Origin of the sequence: Hubeiibacter jixunmingi (genome assembly GCF_041928215.1) — a bacterium.
Lineage (GTDB): Bacteria > Pseudomonadota > Gammaproteobacteria > Pseudomonadales > Moraxellaceae > Acinetobacter.
The window spans coordinates 1-23,110 of the sequence record NZ_JBHFHK010000003.1; the positions used below are offsets into that span (position 1 = coordinate 1).

Consider the following 23,110-nt stretch of genomic DNA (forward strand, 5'->3'; position numbering starts at 1 on the left):
TCGCTAGTATCATTTGTCGGTAGTCTTGTGAGTATGCCATAGTTATATTGTACCAATTTTATTTTTCTTTTGCTATAGTCATCAATCAATGCTTGGTTGTCAAAAAGTGGTATCACAAATTTCACAGGTAGTTTAGTAATGGGTTCTTTCAAATATAGATATTCGTCTAGTTCAACAAAAACGGTTATCAGTGCGTTTTCTGTCATGTCATTAATGTAGCAAAAGAAAGCCGAATGATAGCAACGCCCATCATTGTTTTGACAAGGGTCATAACCATGAATTCCCCAATTTCGATAAGGGTCAAAGATTAAATCTAACTCGCCTTGAAAATAACGAATCATAAACATACTCTTAGTGCGATTGGATTAATTTTAAGATGTTAGTTATTTAATCAGCTTGCATCAGAACCTTTTCAATCATCACCGCCAGCAATCGCCCTGCGACTTTTAAGCCACGCCCGTCAATATCGTATTTTGGACTGACTTCTGCCATATCAATGATTTTCACTTTTCCACTGTCAATAATCAGCGAGACACAACGCTCAACAAAATCCAAACTTAAGCCTTTGGCAGCAACGGCACTCACGGCTGGCATCACCGAACCTGAAAGACAATCCATATCAATGGTGAGATAAATCACATCAACTTGATTGATAAAGGCTTGAATTTGGCTTGCAATGTCTTGCCAGTCCAGGCGATAACAGTCATCATCGCTAATCACTTTTACGCCAAGATTTTCCGCACGTTCAAATAATGCAGCGGTATTGCCAAATTGACTAATGCCAATGGTTAGATAATGGAACGGCTGATTTTTTGCGTGTAAAAATTCGCTAATTTGGCGAAATGGTGTGCCTGAAGTAGCATATTGGTCATTACGCAAATCAAAATGGGCATCCAGATTAATAATACCAATGCTTTGATTTTGTTTTAATTTTTCTAAACCTTGATACAGACCCAAAAAACTGCCCCAAGCGATTTCATGCCCACCACCTAAGCCTATCGCCAATTGCCCTTTGGCAATCATCTCGCTCATCTGTTCGCTATAACTGGCTTGAGCTTGTTCTAAGGCATTTTCGGTAATCACATCATCGTCATGACAGCAAATATTGCCATGATCGCCAACTAAATTGGATAAATCTGCACATTGAGCTTGTAATTCACGGCTGATTGGCAACACAGCCAAAGCGGATTTGATTTTATCAGGGGCATGTTTGGCACCGATACGCCCTTTGTTACGTTGCACACCTTGATCTGATGCAAAGCCAAGTAAGCCAATTTTTTGACTGTCATTGGCTTTGATATGTTGATACCAATATTGAGCAATTGCTGGCTCAAAAGGCTCAGCACGTCCAGTATAAAGATTAGCGTTATAATCGGTGATTAAGGTCGTTGATGTTGCTTTAGTCATGGTCGTATTTCCTTTTGTTCATTGAACAATAAAAGCCGAGCATTGACTTGACTTTTATTTTCTAAAACTTTATAAGATTATTTAGCCAAATACCAATCTTGACGTAAATCTGCCCAATCAGCTAGCAATTCACCACCCAAAACCAATGCTTTTGCCACATCAATATCAGGGGCAAAGAAACGGTCTTGGTCATAATAAGCCACTTTGCTACGCAATTTTTGATGGACTTTTGCCAAGACATCACTGGTTTTCCAGCCGTGGTCTTGACTGTGAATATCCACACCTTGTGCAGCGGCTAATAATTCAATCGCTACCACCGCAGCAGTATTTTCCGCCATATCGTACAAACGACGACCTGCATAAGTTGCCATTGATACATGGTCTTCTTGGTTGGCAGACGTTGGGATGCTATCTACAGATGCTGGATGGGCGTGCGATTTGTTTTCACTTGCCAAAGCCGCAGCAGTCACGTGGGCAATCATAAAGCCCGAATTAACCCCAGCATTGCGTACCAAGAATGCTGGCAAGCCCGAAAGACTGGCATCAATCAATAGCGCAATACGGCGTTCACTCATAGAGCCAATTTCACTAATTGCCAATGCCAACATATCAGCAGCGAATGCTACAGGTTCAGCATGGAAGTTACCGCCTGAAATTGCTACAGGGGCATCATCGTTAAAAATTAATGGGTTATCAGTCACCGCATTGGCTTCAATCAATAAGGTTGCCCCTGCTTTGTTAATCACATCAAGGCACGCACCCATGACTTGTGGTTGGCAACGTAAGCAATATGGGTCTTGTACACGGAAGTTTGGCTCGCCGCGACTTGCCGCACGGAATCCGCTTTTTTCCACCAAGGCTTTATAGGTTTTACCCAATTCACTTTGTCCATGATGACCACGGGCAGTATGAATACGTGGGTCAAATGGTGAATCATTACCTTTTGCCGCATCGACTGACAATGCACCGACTACGGTTGCCGTTTCTAACAAATCTTGAGCCATAAAATAGCCACGAATTGCCAGAGCAGTAGAAGTCTGTGTACCGTTAATCAATGCCAAGCCTTCTTTGGCAGCCAAAACGATTGGCGATAAACCGCATTTTGCCAAGGCATCTTTGGCATCCATTTGCTCGCCATTGATATAGGCTTTGCCTTCACCAAGTAACGTCAAGGTCATATGCGACAATGGGGCAAGGTCACCCGATGCACCGACCGAACCTTTGGCAGGCACGTGCGGAATGATGTTGTGATTAAGTAGGGCTAAAATCCCGTCCACCACCAAACGGCGTACACCTGATACACCTTGGGCAAGGCTAGACACTTTCATCACCATCATCAAACGCACCACATTGTCAGGCAAGCGTTCACCCACACCGACAGAATGCGAGATAATCAAATTACGTTGCAAAAGCTCCAATTCCTCATCTGGAATACGGGTTTTTGCCAACAGACCAAAACCGGTATTAATCCCATAGGCAGGTTTGTCTAGGGCAATGATATCTTGCACGGTTTGATGTGATTTTTCAATTGCATCATAGGCACTTGGCTCAAGCGTGACCTTGACAGGGTTGTCATAGACTTGGCGTAATTGTGCAAAGGTCAGTTTGCGTGGGGTAATCGTCAGGTTGTTCATAGCTTCTTCCTAAAAAGTTGTATAGACAAATATAACAAAAAAAACGGCAATTGTAAGAATTTGCCGTAAAAAATTAAAAAAAATTTTAAGCTTTAAATTTCGCCAGTAAATGATTGGCATTAATGAACACCGCTAAGCCTAAAATGACCACAATCACAGAGATAACTTTTAGGCTATCCATCCGTTCCCCCAATAGTAAATACGATGCGATAATGCCCGAAATTGGTACAAATAATGACAGAGGTGCAACTTGTGATACAGGATATTTTTTCATTAAGTTATTCCAAATCATATAACCCAGTATCGTGGTAATATAAGCTTGAAATAATACAGAAAACCAAGCTTTACTATTCATCATTTGTGGTAAATCAAAAAAAGGTTGTGTGCCTTTTACAGCAATGGTCAATATAAATAAAGCAGGTAATGAACAAAAGCTTGACCAAACAATAAATGCAACCATATTTACAGATTTATTTTTTTTGACAATACTATTACATGTTTCCCATGATAATGCGGCTAAAAGTACTAAAAGAATGCCCATTAAAGTACTAGATTTTCCTTGTAAATAAACATGGCTAATCAGCATAATTAATCCAATTAATGCTAAGATAATACCTGAAATTTGTATTTTATTGATATTTTCTTTAAAAAGAACAAAGCCTAAAAATAAAGTAAAAAAAGCACTAAATTGTAAAAAAAGAGATGATAAACCCGCAGATAAGCCTTGATACATAGCAAAATTTACTACCCACCATAAACCACAAGCAAATAAGCTACCATAAGCAAATAAAATTTTAAAAGAAATTTCTTGTGGTTTTTTAATAAAAAATATCGCAGGAAATGCACAAAAGAAAAATCGTAAAAATGTCAGTAAAAAAGGGTCAAGTTGCTTTAACCCTACATCAATGACCACGAAATTACAACCCCACAAAATAGTGGTTGCGATGCCGAATAATAAGTCTTTCTTTTCCAGCTTTACAACATTGTTTTGCATAAAAATAGTCCTTTATTCGTCTAAGCTCTTTGGTTTTATACCGTAATAAACAAAATTGTCAAAGTCTTCATGGCGGTATGTATCATTTCTTTCATAATAGTTTAGTACTACACTTAACTTTTGTTCTGATACGGTAGGTTCAGAGTCATGTAAGGTTTTTCTACCTTGCATTATCAATAAAGCCCCTTTTTTAGCATAAATATTTTTATGTTCAATCCATGCTTCTTTTTTACTAGGATGCGTTCTAGGAATTTGCATTCGTAAAGGTGCTTCATGATTTGTTGTTCAAAATAACAAAACTGTTATACCATTTGTATCATAGTGTAAGCCTAGAGTTCCACCACCTGCAGGATAAGCTTTTATATTAATATCTGATGCTGGATACGGTGAAACGATGGTATCAGTGCTAGTCACCATACTTATAATAGGAACAATTGCATGGTATATACAAACTAATTCAGGAAAATATTCACGAATATCTTCACCTTTAAATATATGATAATTATATTCTCCACCTAAATCTGATACAGCATCAGTTCCTAAACCGCCATGTCTAACATAATCAATTTTTCCACTTGATATTAAATCATTTATTCTATTAGCTAGCGTATCACAAATATTTTCAGGAATTAAATTCTCAATGACAGTGGCTAGATTATAGAAATAATCATATTGGTGTTGGGTTAGATTAAACATTTGCATTCCTTGTATATTTGTTTATTGTTCAAAAATAGCTTATTTGTTTTAGTGTGTCAATTAGCCTTTAATGCTTATTTAAAAAAATGAAACAAAAAAGTAAGGGAGAATTCGATAATATTTTGAAAATTTATTGGTATTTTTTTCTTATGATATTGTTGCCCAATGCGAGCAAATTCATCCAATAAATCATCTGTATCAATATAGGTCTGTCTAGATACACCACGCTCATGACAAGCCAATAAAAATGCTTGTTCGCTGATATCTAGCCAAGTGTGGGCTTGTTTGAGTGTTACTTTACCTTGACGATATTGCTTTACTATAAAGCTGAGTTTAAACGCTTGCTCAATATCTGCTTGAGTCATTTGCTGACTGATGGTATCAGGCACATGTATGCTAATTTCCATGTTCTTTCCTATTGATCACAGTGTGAATAAGGGTGGCGTAAAGAAAAAATCAGCCAGACTCAAGCATTATCGTATGATTGGTTATTTAATCATTGGTAACTTTAAGCCATAATTTTTGGCAGTTTCGATTGCCAATTCATAGCCTGCATCAGCATGACGCATCACACCACTACCGCAGTCATTGACAAGCACATTGGCAAGACGTTTAGCTGCTGCATCAGTACCATCAGCGACAATCACCATACCTGAGTGTTGGCTATAACCCATACCGACACCGCCACCATGATGTAATGATACCCACGTTGCACCGCCAGCCACGTTCAACATACCGTTTAACAACGCCCAGTCTGATACGGCGTCTGTACCATCTTTCATGCTTTCGGTTTCACGGTTTGGACTGGCGACAGAACCTGTGTCCAAATGGTCACGACCAATCACAATCGGGGCTTTTAACTCGCCATTTTTGACCATTTCATTGAATGCCAAACCAGCTTTGTCACGTTCGCCCAGACCTAACCAACAGATACGCGCAGGTAAACCTTGGAAATGAATACGCTCGCCTGCCATGTCTAACCAACGATGAACGTGTTTATTTTCTGGGAACAATTCTTTGATTTTTTCATCGGTTTTGCGGATGTCTTCTGGGTCACCAGATAATGCCACCCAACGAAAAGGACCTTTACCTTGACAGAACAATGGACGGATATAGGCAGGGACAAAACCTGGGAAATCAAAGGCATTTTTTACGCCTTCATCAAACGCCACTTGGCGGATATTGTTACCATAATCCGTTGCAGGTACGCCCATGGCTTGGAAATCAAGCATTGCTTGGACGTGTACCGCACAAGATTTTGCCGCATCTTTGGTCAATTCAGTGTGTTGGCTGGCGTCCGCTTGCGCAGCTTTCCACTCATCCACTGTCCAACCGATTGGCAAATAACCATTAATCAAGTCATGGGCTGATGTTTGGTCGGTGACTAGGTCTGGTTTGATTTCACCGTTATTGGCACGTTTTACCATTTCAGGTAAAATTTCAGCAGCGTTGCCTAGTAGTGCAATCGACACTGCATCACCATTGGCGGTATGTTCTTTGATTAAACGATAAGCATCATCCAAATCTTTGGCTTGTTTATCGACATAGCCTGTACGTAGGCGGAAATCAATACTGGATTGTTGGCATTCGATATTGAGTGACACCGCACCGGCAAAAGTCGCTGCCAATGGTTGAGCACCGCCCATACCGCCTAGACCTGCGGTCAGAATCCAACGACCTTTCCAGTTGTCATAGCCGTCACTGCCCTCGATAGCATAGTGCTGACGACCTGCTTCGGCAAAAGTCTCGTAAGTACCTTGCACGATGCCCTGTGTACCGATATAAATCCAGCTACCTGCGGTCATTTGACCGTACATAAACAAGTCTTTTCGGTCAAGTTCGTTAAAATGTTCCCAAGTCGCCCATTTTGGCACAAGGTTGGAGTTGGCAATCAAGACTCGGGGTGCATTCTCATGCGTGTTAAATACGCCCACTGGCTTGCCTGATTGCACAAGCAAAGTTTGATTGTCTTCTAAGGTTTTTAGGCTCTCAAGGATTTGATCATAACATTCCCAGTTACGTGCCGCACGTCCGATACCACCATATACCACAAGGCTTTTTGGATTTTCGGCAACGTCTGGATGTAGGTTGTTTTGAATCATACGGAAAGGGGCTTCTGTCAGCCAGCTTTTGCATGATAATGTAGTGCCCGTTGGGGCTTTGATTTCGCGATTTTCGTCACGACGAGTGAATTTTTGATTATTTTGGCTCATAGTGAAATCCTTGTAAACGTATACTTAATGATGTATAACAGTTCGCTTTTCCTATTGCAAAGTAATATGCGTAAGCAAAATGACTACACACCTTGAATTTGTATATACAAATCTAGCAAACAATTGTATGATAGGCAAGTAATATTTGTTAAAATATTTAAAGATTATCGATCATGTTTTTACGCTGTTACTTTGCTATTGCTAAGTATATGTAAGAACAGACTTTTTATTTTGTAGGCGACCTATGAGCACACGCAAACCCGCATATCAGCTAATCAAAGCAGAAATTCTTGCCAATATTCACAATGGTGTTTGGCAAGTGGGTTCAGCGATTCCAACAGAAATTGCATTAAGCGAGCAGTTTTCAGTATCACGGATGACGGTCAATCGTGCCCTAAAAGAGCTTGCAGAAGAGAAAGTATTAGAACGTCGTCAAGGCTCAGGTACTTTTGTTGCACAAAAGCATTTTAATCATACTTTTGTGGAAGTACGCAATATTGCCCATGATATTCAAGAAGATCATCATGGTTATCATGCTGAAGTCTTAGTGCAAAAAGAATTGGATTTTGCTGAGATACCGCAGGACATCCAAGTACAATTTTTAAAATCAAAGAAAAATAGCAAATCAAAAAAATCCATCAAATCAGTAGCTTTGGTCAGTATTGTGCATTTTGCCGATGATTTACCTTTACAGTTTGAAGAGCGTTGGGTGAACTTAGACTTAGTAGCGGATTTCCTTGAGCAAGATTTTACTCAAGCCAATAGCAGTGATTTTCTGATGAGTCGTGTGCCTTTAGAAAGTGGAGAATATACCATTTCTGCCCAACAAGTCACCACTGAGATTGCTCAAGCTTTAGCGATTCCAATGACCGAGCCAGTATTATTATTGAATCGTGTGACTGTTTCACAAGGGCAAGTAGTGACCGTGGTAAACATGTGGCACGCAGGCAGTCGCTATCAATTTTCGGGTAAACTGGGTTAAATACAATCGGAATAACGATCAATGAATGAGAACCGACTAATTGCTGTAAAAATAGAAATAAATCAGCTAAGATAGATATCTATCACCTATGTAAAAATGCAATCTTTTGATTTTAATTTTGTAAATCATTTAAAATAATCACTGCCAAAGGATGATTTAACTGTTGTTTTTGTAAAAATATTGTTTGGGAAATATGATTTAACTTTAAACTATCATATTGCTCAAGCGTATAATTTTTTGTTATGTCGCCATCCTTTAACATCAATTCAATTTTTGCATCAGCATTAAAAATAAAAATTAAATCTGTTTTTGGTAAAGCAAAATCTTCTTCTAATTCATCCAACCAAAACATTTCACCGTTTAACTTATTGGCATCATAAATCAAGTTTAAATCACGCACGCTATCTGCCATCAAACGTGAATACACATGACTATCACCATCAAACGCACAGACTTTTTGATAAGGCAATTGTTGGATTTTTCCATCAATATCAAGGGTTAAACCTTGTCCTGATAAGACGCTCAGCAAGCGTTTTTTATCATGAAAATAAGAAAACTCGCCATCTTCAGTAACATCTGCCATCGATATTCGCCAAACAAAATCATCGCCTTGAGGGTTATCTTGTCGTGCGATTTGATAAGTATAGCCTTTGCCATTTTTCCAGAGCATTTTTTTGTAGTCGCCGAGACCGAGCTGGTGAATATCGATAGATGGATTGTGCATACTTTTTTGTTCCGTCATGTTTGGTATAGCGTTATGTCAGTATGGAGATTATTTTATAATAAGCTGTAGTGAAAACCAATGTTTATTCAACCATGAGCTTTAGTTGAGAAAATAAAAGGCGAGTCCTTGAACTCGCCTTAATATTTGTCGTTTATAAGTTGTTTAATGAGCTTACCAACTTAATGCACCGCCAGTTTGATAATCGGTAACACGCGTTTCAAAGAAGTTTTTCTCTTTACGCAAATCCATCATCTCAGACATCCATTGGAATGGATTGTTTACGCCTTTGAATTGCTCTGGCAAACCAAGCTGATTTAAACGACGGTTACAGATGAATTTCAAATATTCTTCCATCATTGCGGCATTCATACCGAGTACACCACGTGGCATGGTATCACGAGCATATTCGATTTCGAGCATCGTGCCTTCTAGGATCATTTGCACGACTTCTTCTTGGAATTCCGCTGACCACAAATGCGGGTTTTCGATTTTGATTTGGTTAATCATATCAATACCGAAGTTTACATGCATTGATTCATCACGCAAGATATATTGGAATTGCTCAGCAACACCACTCATCTTGTTACGACGACCCATTGACAAGATTTGACTAAAACCACAATAGAAGAAAATGCCTTCCAGTACGCAATAGAATGCGATCATATTACGCAACAATTGCTGATCAGTTTCGACTGTACCAGTCGTGAACTTAGGATCGCTTAGTGATTCAGTATATTTCAAGCCCCAAGCTGCTTTACGTGCAACGCTTGGAATTTCACGATACATATTGAAGATTTCGCCTTCATCCATACTGAGTGATTCGATACAGTATTGATAAGCATGGGTGTGAATGGCTTCTTCAAAGGCTTGACGCAAAATATATTGACGGCATTCAGGATTGGTAATCAAACGATATAATGCCAATACCAAGTTATTTGCCACCAAAGAATCGGCAGTCGAGAAAAAGCCCAATGAACGTTTTACAATTACACGTTCATCTTCAGTCAAGCCGTCTTCTGATTTCCATAATGCGATATCATGGTTCATATTGACTTCTTGTGGCATCCAGTGGTTTGCACAACCATCTAGATATTTTTGCCAAGCCCATTCGTATTTAAATGGTACAAGCTGGTTCAAGTCGGCACGACAGTTGATCATACGTTTGTCATCAACTTGTACACGAGCTGCACCCATTTCTAATTCTTCTAAGCCTGCTTCGACATCAAGATCTTTTAGCGCTTGTTCGGCTCGAGCCAATGGATCACTGTCATCGGTTGCGTGATAGCTGGCTGAAGAATTGGATTGTGTACTAGCCATACTCGGCGTCTGTGGTTTCTGATCAGGTACCACTTCTGCTGCAGACGCTTTCTGCGACGTGACGGGCTGAGGGTTAGATGTCGGTGCATCGTCTTTCGCATCATCAAAATCATCCCAGTTAAGAATGGACATAATATCACCTTTTCAAATAAATTAAGTTAAACCAGCATTTTGTCTTAACCAAATATAAGCAACAAATCCACCTATAATCAGAAAAACAATAACAATCAGTAAAAAGACTTTACCAGCAGCACCAGCAGTTTCTTCAGTTTCTATCTGCCCTTGCAGCTGATCGCCTTTACCATCGACAATACCTACAACATCAAATTCGGTCAGGAGTTCTTTGAGTATACGTAATTCAAGTAAGCTCAAACCACCTTCACTCGCAGCCATCCACTGTACGATCAACCCTGGCTTGCCAAACATCTTTTTGGCACGAGATTGCTTGCGTAAACGTTTGATACATTCATCTGCAATCTCATAATCCGCAATCAAAAGCCTAGGCAATTGACTATAAGGTTTTTCGGGACGTTGCCCAAAAAGCTGCCCTGTTGAGTCTTTTTGTAAGATCATCCGATCGGGATAAATCTCTAACCGCCATGCATTGGGATATTGTTGTCGAAGATGGGTATGGCTCATGCTAAAGTCCGCTGACATTTTTTAATCATATAAATTGTGTAATATCTATGCTGACTAAGCAAGCGAAAAAGTGTTGCAATGTACTCGCCAATCAGTGACTCACCGTAGCATAAACATGTTACGGTGAGATGGACATATTACTGACACGCTTCGCAATCAGGATTGTCGATACTACATGCCAAAGGCACTGGTGCAGCTTGACTAAAACCATCATCTACTGCTACTGGTGCTTCTACCGCAGCAGCTGCCATCATCGCAGGTTTCACCGCATTCAATGCACCTGTATTGATGGTTGATTTCTCTGCAGAGGTTGCACCCAATGCTCGGAGGTAATACGTAGTTTTCAAGCCACGCACCCACGCCATTTTATAAGTGATGTCTAATTTCTTACCGTTAGCACCAGAGATATACAAGTTCAATGATTGAGCTTGGTCGATCCATTTTTGACGGCGTGATGCTGCATCAACAATCCAACGTGGCTCAACTTCAAAGGCTGTTGCGAAAATTGCTTTGAGATCATCTGGAATACGTGCGATTTTTTGTACCGAACCTTCATAGTGTTTCAAGTCATTAACCATCACCACATCCCACAAACCACGAGCTTTTAACGCATCAACCAAATAAGGGTTAATCACGGTAAATTCACCAGAAAGGTTTGATTTGACATATAAGTTTTGGAATGTCGGTTCAATTGATTGTGATACGCCACAAATATTCGAGATGGTTGCAGTCGGGGCAATCGCCATCACGTTTGAGTTACGCATACCGTCTTTTTGTACTTTGGCACGCAAACTGTCCCAATCCAAAGTCTGACTACGATCTACATCAAACATGCCTTCTGGACGTGTTTTCGCTAACAGTTCCAAAGAATCTAATGGCAAAATGCCTTGATCCCACAATGAACCTTTGAATGTTTCATACGCACCACGTTCTACCGCCAAGTCACTTGAAGTTTGAATCGCATGATAGCTGATGACTTCCATCGAACGGTCGGCAAATTCTACTGCTTCAGCAGAGCCGTAAGCCAAATTCAATTTATACAAAGCATCTTGGAAACCCATAATACCCATACCAACAGGACGATGTTTGAGGTTCGATACTTTGGCTTGTGGTACAGCATAATAGTTGATGTCAATCACGTTATCCAACATACGCACTGCAGTTTTGATGGTTTGAGCCAATTTTTCTTGGTCAAGCTTGCCATCTTTGATGTGCTGTACAAGGTTGATTGAACCCAAATTACACACAGCGATTTCATCTTGGCTAGTGTTCAAGGTAATTTCTGTACACAAGTTTGATGAATGCACCACGCCTACATGTTGTTGTGGTGAACGTAAGTTACACGCATCTTTAAAAGTAATCCACGGATGACCTGTTTCAAACAACATCGATAACATCTTACGCCACAAGTCTTGGGCACGGACTTTTTTATGCAAAATTTGTTTTTGTTCCGCCAAGGCTTCATATTCAGCATAGCGTGTCGCAAAAGCATGACCTGTCAAATCATGCAAATCAGGGGCATCAGACGGGCTGAATAGTGTCCATTCGCCATTTTCAATCACACGTTGCATAAACAAATCTGGAATCCAGTTTGCGGTATTCATATCATGAGTACGACGACGGTCATCCCCTGTATTTTTACGCAATTCTAAAAATTCTTCGATGTCCAAATGCCATGTTTCAAGATAAGCACATACCGCACCTTTACGTTTACCACCTTGGTTTACCGCAACCGCTGTATCGTTCACCACTTTTAGGAATGGCACAACACCTTGTGATTTACCATTGGTGCCTTTGATATACGAGTTTAAAGCACGCACTGGTGTCCAGTCATTGCCCAAACCGCCTGCCCATTTTGACAATAAAGCATTGTCACGAATGGCAGAATAAATACCATATAAATCATCTGGCACGGTGGTCAAATAACAGCTTGATAATTGTGAACGCAATGTCCCAGAGTTAAATAGGGTAGGCGTTGATGCCATATAATCAAAGCTAGACAACAAGTTATAAAACTCAATGGCACGTTGCTCACGGTTTTCTTCATTTAATGCCAAGCCCATCGATACACGCATAAAGAATAATTGCGGTAATTCAAAACGCACGCCATCTTTGTGGATAAAATAACGGTCAAATAAAGTCTGTAAACCCAAATAAGTAAACTGATTTGAACGCTCTGGACGAATCGCATCCGCCAATTGTTTTAAATCAAAGTTTAATAATTCTGGGGAAATCAGCTCTAATTCTACGCCTTTTTTCAAGAAGGTTGCTAAAGCATCATTTTCAGTGGTGTCACGGCTTAAGCCCAAGAATGCCAAGCCATCAGCCAACAGTTCATTACACAATAAACGTGCAGTCACATAGCTATAATTCGGCTCACGTTCGATGCGAGTACGGGTTGCCATCATCATGGTGGTGGCGATATCAGAAATATTTACCCCGTTATATAGATTTTTTACTGTTTCATCGACGATCGCTTGCACATCAATATTGTCCAAACCTTCGCTGGCTTTGCTGACTGTTGCGGTCAAAAGGCTCAAGTTCAATGGTTGTAATTGACCATTTTCATCAGTAACTTGTAATGTTGGGTGGTGGTCAGCTTGTTGAGATTTGCGTTTTTCTGCTTGTTTTTCACGATAAATCACGTAGGCACGAGCGACTTTTTGTTCACCTGCACGCATCAATTCCAATTCGACCTGGTCTTGGATTTCTTCGATATGAATCGTTCCGCCAGACGGTAAACGACGTTGGAAAGTCGTCCAGACTTTTTCGGTTAAGTCTGCAGTTAGGTCGTGTACACGGCTAGAGTTCACCGCCTGCGAACCTTCGACTTCTAAGTAGGCTTTGCCAATGGCAACATTGATCTTGTCTGAATCAAATGTTACCACGTCACCATTACGTTTGATGACACGGATTTCGCCTGGGGCGGTGGAAAGAACGCTCATAGCTGTTGCTCCATAAGGATATTTTATTGTGTTGAATTTTGACGAAAACACAATAACTTGTGTCTCTGCAATAAGATTTCCACAAGATAAGCTATTTTTAATATTTAATCAATATTGACAAATAAGTCATTTAATTTGTTAGAAATAAAAAATCTATCCACAGTATTGTCCGCAATTTATGATTAAAAAACAATCACATGGTCGTATTTTTTATAATTTAAGATTAAAAAATATGCAAAAAAGGACTGCCGTTTATCGGAAAGTTTGCAGCAAAATATGATGAAAAAAATCGTACTTTTTTAGGTGTTTTATAATATATTTTTATTAGAAAAAAAGCTCACACAAAGTAAGCTTTTTTCCTGTTGGGTATATAATCAAATTAAGCGTGATCTGCGGTGTCTAACACGCCACGACGGACTTGATCACGTTCCATCGACTCAAACAAGGCTTTAAAATTCCCTTCGCCAAAACCTTCACGATAGTCGCCTTTACGTTGAATAAATTCAAAGAATACAGGACCCATCAAGGTTTCAGAAAAAATCTGTAATAGCAAACGTGGCTGTCCGCCTTCAGTTGTACCATCAAGTAAGATACCACGACTTTGTAAAGCTTCAACATTCTCACCATGATTTGGCAAACGCTCGGCAAGCATTTCATAATAGGTTTCAGGCGGTGCAGTCATGAGCGGCACACCAGCTTGGCGTAGGCTATCAATGGTTGTGAGCAAATCATCGCTGAGCAAAGCAATATGCTGAATACCTTCACCATTAAACTGCATCAAATATTCTTCAATTTGACCGCCACCTTGTTTGGCTTCTTCATTGAGTGGAATACGAATCATACCATCTGGGGCAGTCATGGCTTTACTGGTCAAGCCAGTATACTCACCTTTGATGTCAAAATAGCGAATCTCACGGAAATTAAAGATTTTTTCATAAAAATTCGCCCAATATGCCATACGTCCACGATAGACATTGTGGGTTAAGTGGTCGAGTACACGTAAGCCATGCCCTTTTGGATGTTTATCGACATTTGGTAAATATTCAAAATCAATATCATAGATGCTAAGTTGCTCATCAAAACGGTCAATCAAATAAATCAGACTACCGCCAATGCCTTTGATGGCAGGCAATTTTAATTCCATCGCACTGGTTGCCACATCAACAGGCTGTGCCCCCATCTCTAAAGCACGTTGATAGGCTTGCTGTGCATTTTTAACACGAAACGCCATACCACACGCCCCAGCACCATGTTCATCAGCAAAATAAGACGCTGGGCTATTTTTTTCACGATTGATAATAAAATTGATGTCACCTTGGCGATATAACGATACATCTTTAGAACGGTGATTGGCGATATGACTAAATCCTAATTTTTTAAAAATCGTTTCCAATTCGGCTGGATTTGGTGATGAGAATTCTACAAATTCAAAACCTTGAAGTCCCATAGGGTTGTCAAATAAATCTGCCATGATATGCTCCTGCATTAAAATATAAAAAACTTATAGACAAGCTATAATATTTCTTCATATTAAATGAGCTGGCAGCTTAGCACTATCAAGATTTTCTGATTGATTTATAGCTAACTACAATAAATATATACCTTTGTCTAATACTGAATACAACAAAAATTAGCATTTTTAGCACATAGAATGATGATTTTTAGGTGTTGTTATGATGTAGTTGTTATATAATAACACCATTCTAAGTCGTGTTCATATTTGGCTCACATTGGTCAAGTATGCACATGGTCGATTCTGGCAAAACTGGTCAAAGCAAAGGAGCATTTGATGTTTGCACATGTTGAGCATTACGCAGGCGACCCAATTCTTGGGTTAATGGAAAAGTACAATCAAGATACACGTGAAAATAAAGTCAATCTTGGTATTGGTATTTATTATGACGATAATGGTAAATTGCCAGTATTACCATCAGTACAACAAGCAGAAACGCAAATCTTCAATCCAATCAAACCACGTCCTTATTTGCCGATGGATGGTTTGGTCGGTTATCGTACAGCTTGTCAACATCTATTGTTTGGCAAAGGTGCACAAGTCCTTGCAGACAAACGTGTAGCAACCATTGCAACGCTTGGTGGTTCTGGTGCATTAAAAGTCGGTGCTGATTTTATTCATACATGGTTTAAAGATGCAAAATGCTACGTCAGTAAGCCAACTTGGGGTAACCATATCAGTATCTTCGAAGGTGCTGGTTTTGAAGTGGCTGAGTATCCATATTATGATGCAGCGACCAATGGCGTAAAATTTGACGAAATGGTCGCTTGCTTCAAGCAACTTAATGCAAATGATGTGGTGTTATTACACCCATGTTGTCACAACCCAACAGGGATTGATTTAACCCCTGCTCAGTGGGATATCGTGCTTGATATCGTGAAAGAAAAGCAATTGATTGCTTTTATGGACATCGCTTATCAAGGCTTTGGTGAAGATATGGACGCTGACGTTTATGCGATTCGTAAGGCGGTAGAATTAGAGTTGTCTTTCTTTGTCAGCAACTCATTCTCTAAAAACTTGTCTTTGTATGGTGAGCGTGTCGGCGGTTTATCAGTAGTTTGCCCAACAGCGGACGAAGCAAAATTAGTACAAGGTCAATTGCAATTTACTGTACGTCGTATCTACTCAAGCCCACCATCTCATGGCGGTCATGTGGTGGATATTGTCATGAATGACGATGCTTTATTCACACAATGGGTGGGTGAAGTCTATGAGATGCGTGATCGTATCCGTGATATGCGTCAAAAATTACGTGATGTACTAGAGCAAAAAATACAAGGTCGTAGCTTTGAATACATTACTACGCAAAAAGGTATGTTTAGCTTTACAGGTCTAAGCCCAGAGCAAGTAGCACGCTTACAATCAGAATTTGCCATATATATGGTGTCAAATGGTCGTATGTGTGTCGCTGGTTTGAACAACAGTAATATCGACTATGTGGCAAATGCCATGGCAACGGTGTTAGCAGACTAAGTCTGAGCATCTTTGTAATAAAAAAGAGTCACGCACCATAGCGTGGCTTTTTTATTGTAGTCATTAATCGAGATTGTGAAATGATTGTAAAATCAGCTTGCTTTATTTACATAAGTTTACATTGTAACTGTAGTAGTGCTGTAAAAGCATGATTCTATGTAGTAGTTTGGTGAAACAGGGCTTGTTTACAATGTAAACATCTGTATATTAGTAATCAGTAGCAATGCTGATAAAGATTTTTGTAAAAAACGCTTGAATCAAAAGTATTGTTTAATAAGTTCACTCATTCTAAGCAAGCATTGACTTGCAATTTTTGGAGAAGCAACATGACTGGTCAAGAAGAAAAATTACCAAAGATTTTGATCGTTGAAGATGACGAGCGTTTAGCTATGCTTACTCAAGACTACTTACGTAAAAATGGTCTTGATGTCGCAATTGAAACTGACGGTTTGCGTGCGATTCGCCGTATTATTAACGAACAGCCTGACATGGTGGTACTTGATGTGATGCTACCTGGTGCAGACGGCTTGACCGTATGTCGTGAAGTGCGTTCACAATATCATCACCCAATTTTGATGCTCACCGCACGTACTGAAGATATGGATCAGGTGCTTGGTTTGGAAATGGGTGCTGACGACTACGTTGCAAAACCAGTCCAGCCACGTGTATTGTTGGCACGTATTCGTGCTTTGTTACGTCGTACAGATAAGACTGTTGAAGAAGAAGTTTCACAACGTATTGAGTTTGACGACTTGGTGATTGACAATGGTGGTCGCACTGTAACTTTGGCAGGCGAGCCAGTCGATTTCACCAGTGCCGAATATGATTTATTGTGGCTATTGGCATCAAACGCAGGTCGTATTTTATCTCGTGAAGACATCTTTGAGCGTTTGCGTGGTATTGAATATGACGGTCAAGACCGCTCGATCGATGTACGTATTTCTCGTATTCGTCCAAAAATTGGCGATGACCCAGAAAATCCAAAACGCATTAAGACCGTACGTAGTAAAGGTTATTTATTTGTGAAAGAATCGGGTAACTAATCTTAAATAAGCAATAGATTATCATCAAAATCCATCTATCTGGTATAGATGGATTTTTTATTCAAAGTATTCACTACAAGAAAAACATAGACCTTTGAAAAATTTAAACGCATAATAATGCTTTAAATGATTTTTAACTTCATGCAAAAGATAAGAAATTTAGCACTTCACGAGGTTTTGGCGTGGTAAAACATAGTATTTTCGTGCGGATTTACGCAGGATTGGTCGGGCTGGTGATGTTGGTTGCCATATTGACCTATTTTATTGTGCAACTGATCAATGCTCAGCGTGCACAAGATTATCGTGAATCTATGGCAGACGGTCTTGCCTATGTGGTGTCGCAGGTCGTTGCAAAACAGCCAACACCACAAGCACAAAAAGATTGGATAGCTGATGTATCACGGGTGATGGAATTGCCGATCGACTTTGTCAGCGATGAAAATCTCAATCCATCTCGTGGCGAGAGAAGACGTCTTGACCAAAATCGGGCTGTAGTACGTTATGATGATCAGCAAGCGATTGGTGAAATTTATACACGAGTTGAAGGGATAGAAAATAGCTATTTACATATCCATGTTGATAAATTGACCGAAGCACAAATCAAAATGATTCCGATCTTGGTCTTAGAAGATTTGATGTATTACCAAGGCAGTGAGCAACAACGCTTAAAAGAATTAGAAAATTATTTCCCTTATCCGATTGGTTTTCGTCAGCTTTCAGATTTAAAATTGGATGTAGATCAAATTAGTCGTCTGCGTACCGATAAAACACAAACATTGCTGATTTATCGTGACAGTGCAACGCTACAAGGGACAACTATCTCTGCGATTTCAGCTTATACCAATGTACCAAATCAAGTATTGGTACTCGGTCCTGTACCTGTTTTTAACTGGTTTCCGTTCCGTATGTTTGCAGGGATTGTGTTATTCAGTTTATTTATGCTGAGCTTGGGCGTTTATATCTTGATGCGTCCTTTACAACGCAAAATTCGTGGTGTGCGTACTGCCTTAAACCAAGTCCGCCAAGGCGACATGAACACTCGTGTAGAAGTCGATGGCAAAGATGAAGTTGCAAACTTGGGCTTGAGCTTTAACATGATGACTGAGCATATTCAGCGTTTGATTGAAGCACAGCGAGAGTTAACCCGAGCGGTATCGCATGAGTTACGTACACCTGTGGCACGGATTCGCTTTGGGGTGGAAATGCTCACCGATTATGATGATTACGATGATCGTGTGGAGCAGATGAATGCCATTGATAAAGATATCGAATCTTTAAATAGTTTGATCGATGAAATCCTGACTTATGCGACTTTGGAGCAAGGTACGCCATCGTTAAACTTTGAAAAAATCGTACTTAAAGATGTGTTACAACAAGTATTGAACGAGACTGATGTCATCAAAAAAGACAAAACAATTTTGGAGCTTTTGCCTGATGATAATCAAATCGTTGAAGCAGAATATCGTTATCTGCATCGTGTGATTCAAAACTTTGTCGGTAATGCCTTGCGTTATTGCAATCATTCCATTCAAGTGAGTGGTGGTATTGAAAATGGCATGGCGTATATCTGTGTAGAAGATGATGGAGCAGGTATTCCCGAAAAAGACCGTGATAAAGTCTTTGAAGCCTTTGCACGTTTGGATGATAGTCGTACTCGTGCATCGGGTGGTTATGGTTTGGGATTATCGATTGTCAGTCGTATTGCCTATTGGTTTGGTGGTTCGGCAAAGGTCGATCAAAGCCCGAGTCTAGGCGGGGCAAGATTTATCATGCGGTGGCCTGCCAAACGTACCAATAATGAACCTGAAAAAAGTACAAAAGAACAGAAAAATAAAGCTTAAATTACATAGTTAGTCACCTTATATGGGTGACTGATTTTTAATAACTATATAAAGTTTAGATTATAGCTTCTGCTTCATCTGCGGTTATTCCATGCTCAAGTAAACAATGCCTAAAGCGTGGTGTAAGTATTTTTTCAACTAACTGAGATTTTAATAAAAAATAGTTGAACAAATACGTACTATACCTATTAATAAGGATCATTGAGAAATTTAATGAATGCTTCATAATCATTAGGATTTAGCCCATTGTCTTGTAAGCATTGTTTAAAATGCGGTGTGAAAATCTGTTGCGATAATTGTTTTTCATTCATATGGGTGAGCTGTTTAGCTTGATAAGTTTTTGCTACACTTTGTTGAATATACGGTTGGATATTTTTTGCTGAATCAACCTTATCCAATTCAGAAAATTCTTCCATTAAAGCTTTTTCAGCTTGAGCAAATGATTGCCCTGATTGGCGTAATGCATAGGCTTTGCTGTCAATCAAAGACTGTGCTAAACAGCGATCAATCTCGTGTTCTCGTAGGCATTGTTCAAAATGTGGTTGAAAAATCCGTTCAATGATTTGCTTATCATCCATCTTTGTAGGCAGTTGGCTTCGATAAATGTCGGCTACAGTTTCTTGAATATACTGTTGCAGATCCATTGCGGAATGAGCTGAATCAAGCTGGGAAAATTGTTCAAATAGTGTCTTTTGGGCTTGTTCTAATGATTGCCCTGACTCACGTTGGTTGTAGGCTTTCATGTCAATCGAAGCCTGTATCATACAGCGATTGCTGACTTGCTCTGCTAAGTTTTCACTAGGATCAGTTTGGGCAAAACTATAGCTTGAGCCACATATTCCCAATAAGATCAACATTGTACTGATTAAATATTTATTCATGTTTTCCATCGCTTTTTGTTTTGCTTAGTCAAAATGAAGATTAGCATTTTAAAGACTAAAAAGAAACCATTGAGCTTATTTTTTTGCCTTTAAACAAAAGCAAATCATATCAAAAAATTCATTTACCATGATGAAAAACTATGCTATAAAAATTTGAAGCAATGATGCTTTTCTATTATTTTTTCAAGGACATCACGATGACCGCTATTCTAAACCAATCCGAACATTATCTCGCTTCTACATCGGCTTATGATTTTCCTTTGCTGATTAAACAATTATTATTGCGTGCCAAAACCGTATCAGGCGATGAAAAAATTCATTATGCCGACAAACTAACTTATACCTATAATGATTTTTTTAAACGTATCAATCGCTTAGCGAATGTATTAAATGACTTAGGGTTAAAAAAAGGCGATGTGGTGGCGGTGATGGATTGGGATAGTCATCGTTATTTAGAATGTTATTTTACTATTCCAATGTTGGGTTTAATTTTGCAAACCGTCAATATCCGATTATCACCTGATAAAGTGCTTTATACCATCAATCACGCTAAGCCCAAAGCCTTGCTAATCAATGCCGAATTTCAGCCGATGATTAGCGATTATCGCCATGATGCATCATCGGTTGAGCATGTGATTTGGTTGGATGATGGTGCAGATGTCGCCATGCCAAAAGATTTTGCTGGTGAATATGAACAGCTGTTGGCGAATGCCAGTGATGAATTTGATTTTGCTGATTTTGATGAAAATACTATTGCGACCACATTTTATACCAGTGGTACAACGGGCAATCCAAAAGGAGTGTTTTTTACTCATCGTCAGTTGGTATTACATAGCTTGGCGATTTGTGCCAGTGCGGGTTTGAACGCTAATGGTAAAAATCTAAAATATAGCGATGTCTATATGCCAGTCACGCCATTATTCCATGTACACGGTTGGGGGATGCCTTATGCTGCGACCATGATTGGCTTACAGCAAGTCTATCCGGGGCGTTACGTTCCATCTTTGTTGGTGGATTTGATTGAACAAAAAGGCGTGAGCTTTACCCATGGTGTACCAACCATTTTGCAAATGTTATTACAAGAAATGCAACAACGTGGCGGTAAGTTTAATCAGGTCAAAATGTTGATTGGCGGTTCACGTCTGACTGAAGGGCTGGCACGTTTGGCAGTAGGGATGGGTATGCAAGTTTTGGCTGCTTATGGTATGTCCGAAACTTGTCCTGTCATTACTATGGCAGTGTTCCGTGACGATGAGCAACTGACGGAAGATGAGGAGATTTTACGTCGCACGCAAACGGGTTCGCCAGTCGTGCTGACTGATTTGGCATTGTGGCATGATGGCAAAAAACAACCACAAGATGGCAAAAGCACTGGTGAAATCGTGGTGCGTACGCCTTGGCTGACGCAAAGTTATTACAAAAATAAAGATGCCGGTGATGAGTTATGGCAGGGCGGTTATTTGCATACGCAAGACATTGCCTATATGACTGCTAAAGGTCAAGTGCAAGTCACCGATCGTCTAAAAGATGTGATTAAATCAGGCGGTGAATGGATTTCATCGTTGGAAATCGAAACCATTTTGTCATTACATCCAAGTGTGGCGGATATTGCGGTGATCGGTGTGCCTGATACGCAATGGGGTGAGCGTCCATTGGCATTGATTGTCCGTAAAGCAGATAAGCAAGATACGCAAGCTGATGAGATTTTGGCATTGGCACAACAAGCTGTAGAGCGGGGTATTATTCCAAAATACGGTATTCCAAGTGAAGTGAAATTTGTCGCTGAATTGCCAAAAACCAGTGTCGGTAAACTAGATAAAAAAGTCATGCGTCAAATGTATGCGGATGGTTTATTTGTATAGTATTACAAAATGGAATGGGAGGATAAGTTTATTATTCCCCCATTTATAATCAAAGTGAGTTAATTGGATTTAAAATGAAAAAAATCTTATTTTCTAATATTATTTTAATGTCATTATTATTTACAGCAAGTCATGTATGTGCAGAAAATAAATTAAAAATTGATGACAATCAATGTCTGGTCAGTCAAGATGTTCAACAGGAAGATGATATTTATACAGCGAAAACGCTGATATTAAAAATAGGCGATTGTCATCAGTCAAGTCAGCAATATCAAAAAATAGGTGAGTTTGATGTCCCTAACGATACACCAAAACTCGATTGGGTACTTGCTAAGAAAATCAATAATAAACAGTACATTATTGCCATGATGTCATTCGATGCTGATTTTCGAGATCAGCAACGAGATATAAATTATACCAGATATTATATGCCAACGATTTATACATGTACTCATCAGCAGTGTAAAAGTGAAAACGGCAGACTAGATCATTTTATTTCTGCTGGGGGTGATTTAAAAAACTTTAGTACTAATCAATTTATCAGAAAATATCCTTATAAATTAAAAAACATGCTTGAAAAGGATTTAAATACACAGTTATTTAAAGATTGGTTTAATCAAAATACCATTCAAGGCGTTACCTTAAAAACAATACCGTTGAGTGCTGAGTCATATCCATTGACAGATCTAAACATCAATGTAGATAAAAATACTGCTTTTACCGTGTTGGATATTAACGCTCGATATTTAAATATCATTTTTATGGATAAAAAAGGTAAAAAGATACAAGGTTGGATTAATTGTGAAGCAACCAACTTATGCCAATCATTTAATAAATAAAGGTCATTTGGCAAAAAAACTGAAAATACCACATGAGCGTAAATCTGATATGTCATGCGTTTGGTTGTTTATTTACAAAAATAGACGATAGATTCTGTCTGCTACTG

At 39.4% G+C, this 23,110-nt stretch carries 20 protein-coding genes; 6 read left to right on the top strand and 14 right to left on the bottom strand.

Annotated features, from left to right (window positions below; all coding sequences use genetic code 11):
* From ACEYX7_RS00740 to hutU, 8 genes are all read right to left on the bottom strand, one after another.
* The coding region (locus ACEYX7_RS00740) for a hypothetical protein (RefSeq protein ID WP_374900091.1) at nucleotides 1–341 on the bottom strand (341 nt) is incomplete at its 3' end.
* A gap of 46 nt (nucleotides 342–387) precedes the next feature.
* Nucleotides 388–1,407, bottom strand: coding sequence for a formimidoylglutamase (gene hutG / locus ACEYX7_RS00745; RefSeq protein ID WP_374803455.1), 1,020 nt, complete (start codon nucleotides 1,405–1,407; stop codon nucleotides 388–390).
* A 77-nt stretch (nucleotides 1,408–1,484) separates the two neighbouring features.
* Nucleotides 1,485–3,041 carry a histidine ammonia-lyase gene (gene hutH / locus ACEYX7_RS00750; protein WP_374803453.1) on the bottom strand — a complete coding sequence of 519 codons (1,557 nt, stop codon included), beginning with the start codon at nucleotides 3,039–3,041 and terminating at the stop codon, nucleotides 1,485–1,487.
* A gap of 85 nt (nucleotides 3,042–3,126) precedes the next feature.
* On the bottom strand, nucleotides 3,127–4,035 hold the full coding sequence (locus tag ACEYX7_RS00755) for an EamA family transporter (RefSeq protein WP_374803451.1): 909 nt from the start codon (nucleotides 4,033–4,035) through the stop codon (nucleotides 3,127–3,129).
* Between the two features lie 12 nt (nucleotides 4,036–4,047).
* Nucleotides 4,048–4,293, bottom strand: coding sequence for a hypothetical protein (locus ACEYX7_RS00760; protein WP_374803449.1), 246 nt, complete (start codon nucleotides 4,291–4,293; stop codon nucleotides 4,048–4,050).
* Nucleotides 4,294–4,320: 27 nt separating this feature from the next.
* On the bottom strand, nucleotides 4,321–4,731 hold the full coding sequence (locus tag ACEYX7_RS00765; RefSeq protein WP_374900093.1) for a hypothetical protein: 411 nt from the start codon (nucleotides 4,729–4,731) through the stop codon (nucleotides 4,321–4,323).
* 74 nt (nucleotides 4,732–4,805) lie between these two features.
* Nucleotides 4,806–5,138, bottom strand: a complete 333-nt coding sequence (locus tag ACEYX7_RS00770) for a UPF0175 family protein (RefSeq protein WP_374803445.1) — start codon at nucleotides 5,136–5,138, stop codon at nucleotides 4,806–4,808.
* Nucleotides 5,139–5,219: 81 nt separating this feature from the next.
* Nucleotides 5,220–6,944: a urocanate hydratase gene (gene hutU, locus ACEYX7_RS00775; protein ID WP_374900094.1), complete on the bottom strand. Its 1,725-nt coding sequence runs from the start codon at nucleotides 6,942–6,944 to the stop codon at nucleotides 5,220–5,222.
* Between the two features lie 244 nt (nucleotides 6,945–7,188).
* Between hutU and ACEYX7_RS00780 the strand changes: the two genes are divergently transcribed.
* Nucleotides 7,189–7,926 carry a UTRA domain-containing protein gene (locus tag ACEYX7_RS00780; protein WP_374803441.1) on the top strand — a complete coding sequence of 246 codons (738 nt, stop codon included), beginning with the start codon at nucleotides 7,189–7,191 and terminating at the stop codon, nucleotides 7,924–7,926.
* A 112-nt stretch (nucleotides 7,927–8,038) separates the two neighbouring features.
* Here ACEYX7_RS00780 and ACEYX7_RS00785 read toward each other — a convergent pair whose 3' ends face one another.
* The 5 genes from ACEYX7_RS00785 to hppD all read right to left on the bottom strand — a co-directional run bounded on the left by ACEYX7_RS00785 (nucleotide 8,039) and on the right by hppD (nucleotide 15,022).
* A complete protein-coding gene (locus tag ACEYX7_RS00785; RefSeq protein WP_374803439.1) occupies nucleotides 8,039–8,668 on the bottom strand; it encodes a HutD/Ves family protein in 630 nt (209 codons plus the stop codon).
* A 153-nt stretch (nucleotides 8,669–8,821) separates the two neighbouring features.
* The gene (locus ACEYX7_RS00790) at nucleotides 8,822–10,099 is read right to left on the bottom strand and encodes a ribonucleotide-diphosphate reductase subunit beta (RefSeq protein ID WP_374803437.1); all 1,278 of its coding nucleotides are present in this window, start codon (nucleotides 10,097–10,099) and stop codon (nucleotides 8,822–8,824) included.
* Nucleotides 10,100–10,120: 21 nt separating this feature from the next.
* Nucleotides 10,121–10,606: a hypothetical protein gene (locus ACEYX7_RS00795; protein ID WP_374806819.1), complete on the bottom strand. Its 486-nt coding sequence runs from the start codon at nucleotides 10,604–10,606 to the stop codon at nucleotides 10,121–10,123.
* Between the two features lie 137 nt (nucleotides 10,607–10,743).
* On the bottom strand, nucleotides 10,744–13,551 hold the full coding sequence (locus ACEYX7_RS00800; RefSeq protein ID WP_374803433.1) for a ribonucleoside-diphosphate reductase subunit alpha: 2,808 nt from the start codon (nucleotides 13,549–13,551) through the stop codon (nucleotides 10,744–10,746).
* A gap of 379 nt (nucleotides 13,552–13,930) precedes the next feature.
* Complete coding sequence (hppD, locus tag ACEYX7_RS00805; protein ID WP_374803431.1) at nucleotides 13,931–15,022, bottom strand: 4-hydroxyphenylpyruvate dioxygenase; 1,092 nt, start codon at nucleotides 15,020–15,022, stop codon at nucleotides 13,931–13,933.
* A gap of 318 nt (nucleotides 15,023–15,340) precedes the next feature.
* Here hppD and ACEYX7_RS00810 point away from each other — a divergent pair, with 318 nt between their 5' ends.
* The 3 genes from ACEYX7_RS00810 to ACEYX7_RS00820 all read left to right on the top strand — a co-directional run bounded on the left by ACEYX7_RS00810 (nucleotide 15,341) and on the right by ACEYX7_RS00820 (nucleotide 19,421).
* A complete protein-coding gene (locus ACEYX7_RS00810; protein ID WP_374803429.1) occupies nucleotides 15,341–16,537 on the top strand; it encodes an amino acid aminotransferase in 1,197 nt (398 codons plus the stop codon).
* A gap of 326 nt (nucleotides 16,538–16,863) precedes the next feature.
* Complete coding sequence (locus ACEYX7_RS00815) at nucleotides 16,864–17,580, top strand: response regulator (protein ID WP_374803427.1); 717 nt, start codon at nucleotides 16,864–16,866, stop codon at nucleotides 17,578–17,580.
* A 182-nt stretch (nucleotides 17,581–17,762) separates the two neighbouring features.
* The gene (locus ACEYX7_RS00820) at nucleotides 17,763–19,421 is read left to right on the top strand and encodes an ATP-binding protein (RefSeq protein WP_374803425.1); all 1,659 of its coding nucleotides are present in this window, start codon (nucleotides 17,763–17,765) and stop codon (nucleotides 19,419–19,421) included.
* Between the two features lie 188 nt (nucleotides 19,422–19,609).
* On the opposite strand, the gene ACEYX7_RS00825 is transcribed toward ACEYX7_RS00820, so the two are convergent.
* Complete coding sequence (locus tag ACEYX7_RS00825; RefSeq protein ID WP_374805494.1) at nucleotides 19,610–20,302, bottom strand: hypothetical protein; 693 nt, start codon at nucleotides 20,300–20,302, stop codon at nucleotides 19,610–19,612.
* A 197-nt stretch (nucleotides 20,303–20,499) separates the two neighbouring features.
* Between ACEYX7_RS00825 and ACEYX7_RS00830 the strand changes: the two genes are divergently transcribed.
* The gene (locus ACEYX7_RS00830; protein WP_374900096.1) at nucleotides 20,500–22,164 is read left to right on the top strand and encodes a fatty acid--CoA ligase; all 1,665 of its coding nucleotides are present in this window, start codon (nucleotides 20,500–20,502) and stop codon (nucleotides 22,162–22,164) included.
* Nucleotides 22,165–22,238: 74 nt separating this feature from the next.
* The gene (locus ACEYX7_RS00835; RefSeq protein ID WP_374806622.1) at nucleotides 22,239–23,003 is read left to right on the top strand and encodes a hypothetical protein; all 765 of its coding nucleotides are present in this window, start codon (nucleotides 22,239–22,241) and stop codon (nucleotides 23,001–23,003) included.
* Nucleotides 23,004–23,110: the final 107 nt, after the last annotated feature.

Excerpts from the sequence above, each read along its gene's own strand:
- ACEYX7_RS00785 (WP_374803439.1), bottom strand. The coding sequence starts at position 8,668 with ATGACGGAACAAAAAAGTATGCACAATCCATCTATCGATATTCACCAG.
- ACEYX7_RS00800 (WP_374803433.1), bottom strand. The coding sequence starts at position 13,551 with ATGAGCGTTCTTTCCACCGCCCCAGGCGAAATCCGTGTCATCAAACGT.
- ACEYX7_RS00770 (WP_374803445.1), bottom strand. The coding sequence starts at position 5,138 with ATGGAAATTAGCATACATGTGCCTGATACCATCAGTCAGCAAATGACT.
- hutH (WP_374803453.1), bottom strand. The coding sequence starts at position 3,041 with ATGAACAACCTGACGATTACCCCACGCAAACTGACCTTTGCACAATTA.
- hppD (WP_374803431.1), bottom strand. The coding sequence starts at position 15,022 with ATGGCAGATTTATTTGACAACCCTATGGGACTTCAAGGTTTTGAATTT.
- hutG (WP_374803455.1), bottom strand. The coding sequence starts at position 1,407 with ATGACTAAAGCAACATCAACGACCTTAATCACCGATTATAACGCTAAT.
- ACEYX7_RS00830 (WP_374900096.1), top strand. The coding sequence starts at position 20,500 with ATGACCGCTATTCTAAACCAATCCGAACATTATCTCGCTTCTACATCG.
- ACEYX7_RS00765 (WP_374900093.1), bottom strand. The coding sequence starts at position 4,731 with ATGTTTAATCTAACCCAACACCAATATGATTATTTCTATAATCTAGCC.
- hutU (WP_374900094.1), bottom strand. The coding sequence starts at position 6,944 with ATGAGCCAAAATAATCAAAAATTCACTCGTCGTGACGAAAATCGCGAA.
- ACEYX7_RS00790 (WP_374803437.1), bottom strand. The coding sequence starts at position 10,099 with ATGTCCATTCTTAACTGGGATGATTTTGATGATGCGAAAGACGATGCA.
- ACEYX7_RS00780 (WP_374803441.1), top strand. The coding sequence starts at position 7,189 with ATGAGCACACGCAAACCCGCATATCAGCTAATCAAAGCAGAAATTCTT.
- ACEYX7_RS00795 (WP_374806819.1), bottom strand. The coding sequence starts at position 10,606 with ATGAGCCATACCCATCTTCGACAACAATATCCCAATGCATGGCGGTTA.
- ACEYX7_RS00815 (WP_374803427.1), top strand. The coding sequence starts at position 16,864 with ATGACTGGTCAAGAAGAAAAATTACCAAAGATTTTGATCGTTGAAGAT.
- ACEYX7_RS00835 (WP_374806622.1), top strand. The coding sequence starts at position 22,239 with ATGAAAAAAATCTTATTTTCTAATATTATTTTAATGTCATTATTATTT.
- ACEYX7_RS00810 (WP_374803429.1), top strand. The coding sequence starts at position 15,341 with ATGTTTGCACATGTTGAGCATTACGCAGGCGACCCAATTCTTGGGTTA.
- ACEYX7_RS00825 (WP_374805494.1), bottom strand. The coding sequence starts at position 20,302 with ATGAATAAATATTTAATCAGTACAATGTTGATCTTATTGGGAATATGT.
- ACEYX7_RS00760 (WP_374803449.1), bottom strand. The coding sequence starts at position 4,293 with ATGCAAATTCCTAGAACGCATCCTAGTAAAAAAGAAGCATGGATTGAA.
- ACEYX7_RS00755 (WP_374803451.1), bottom strand. The coding sequence starts at position 4,035 with ATGCAAAACAATGTTGTAAAGCTGGAAAAGAAAGACTTATTATTCGGC.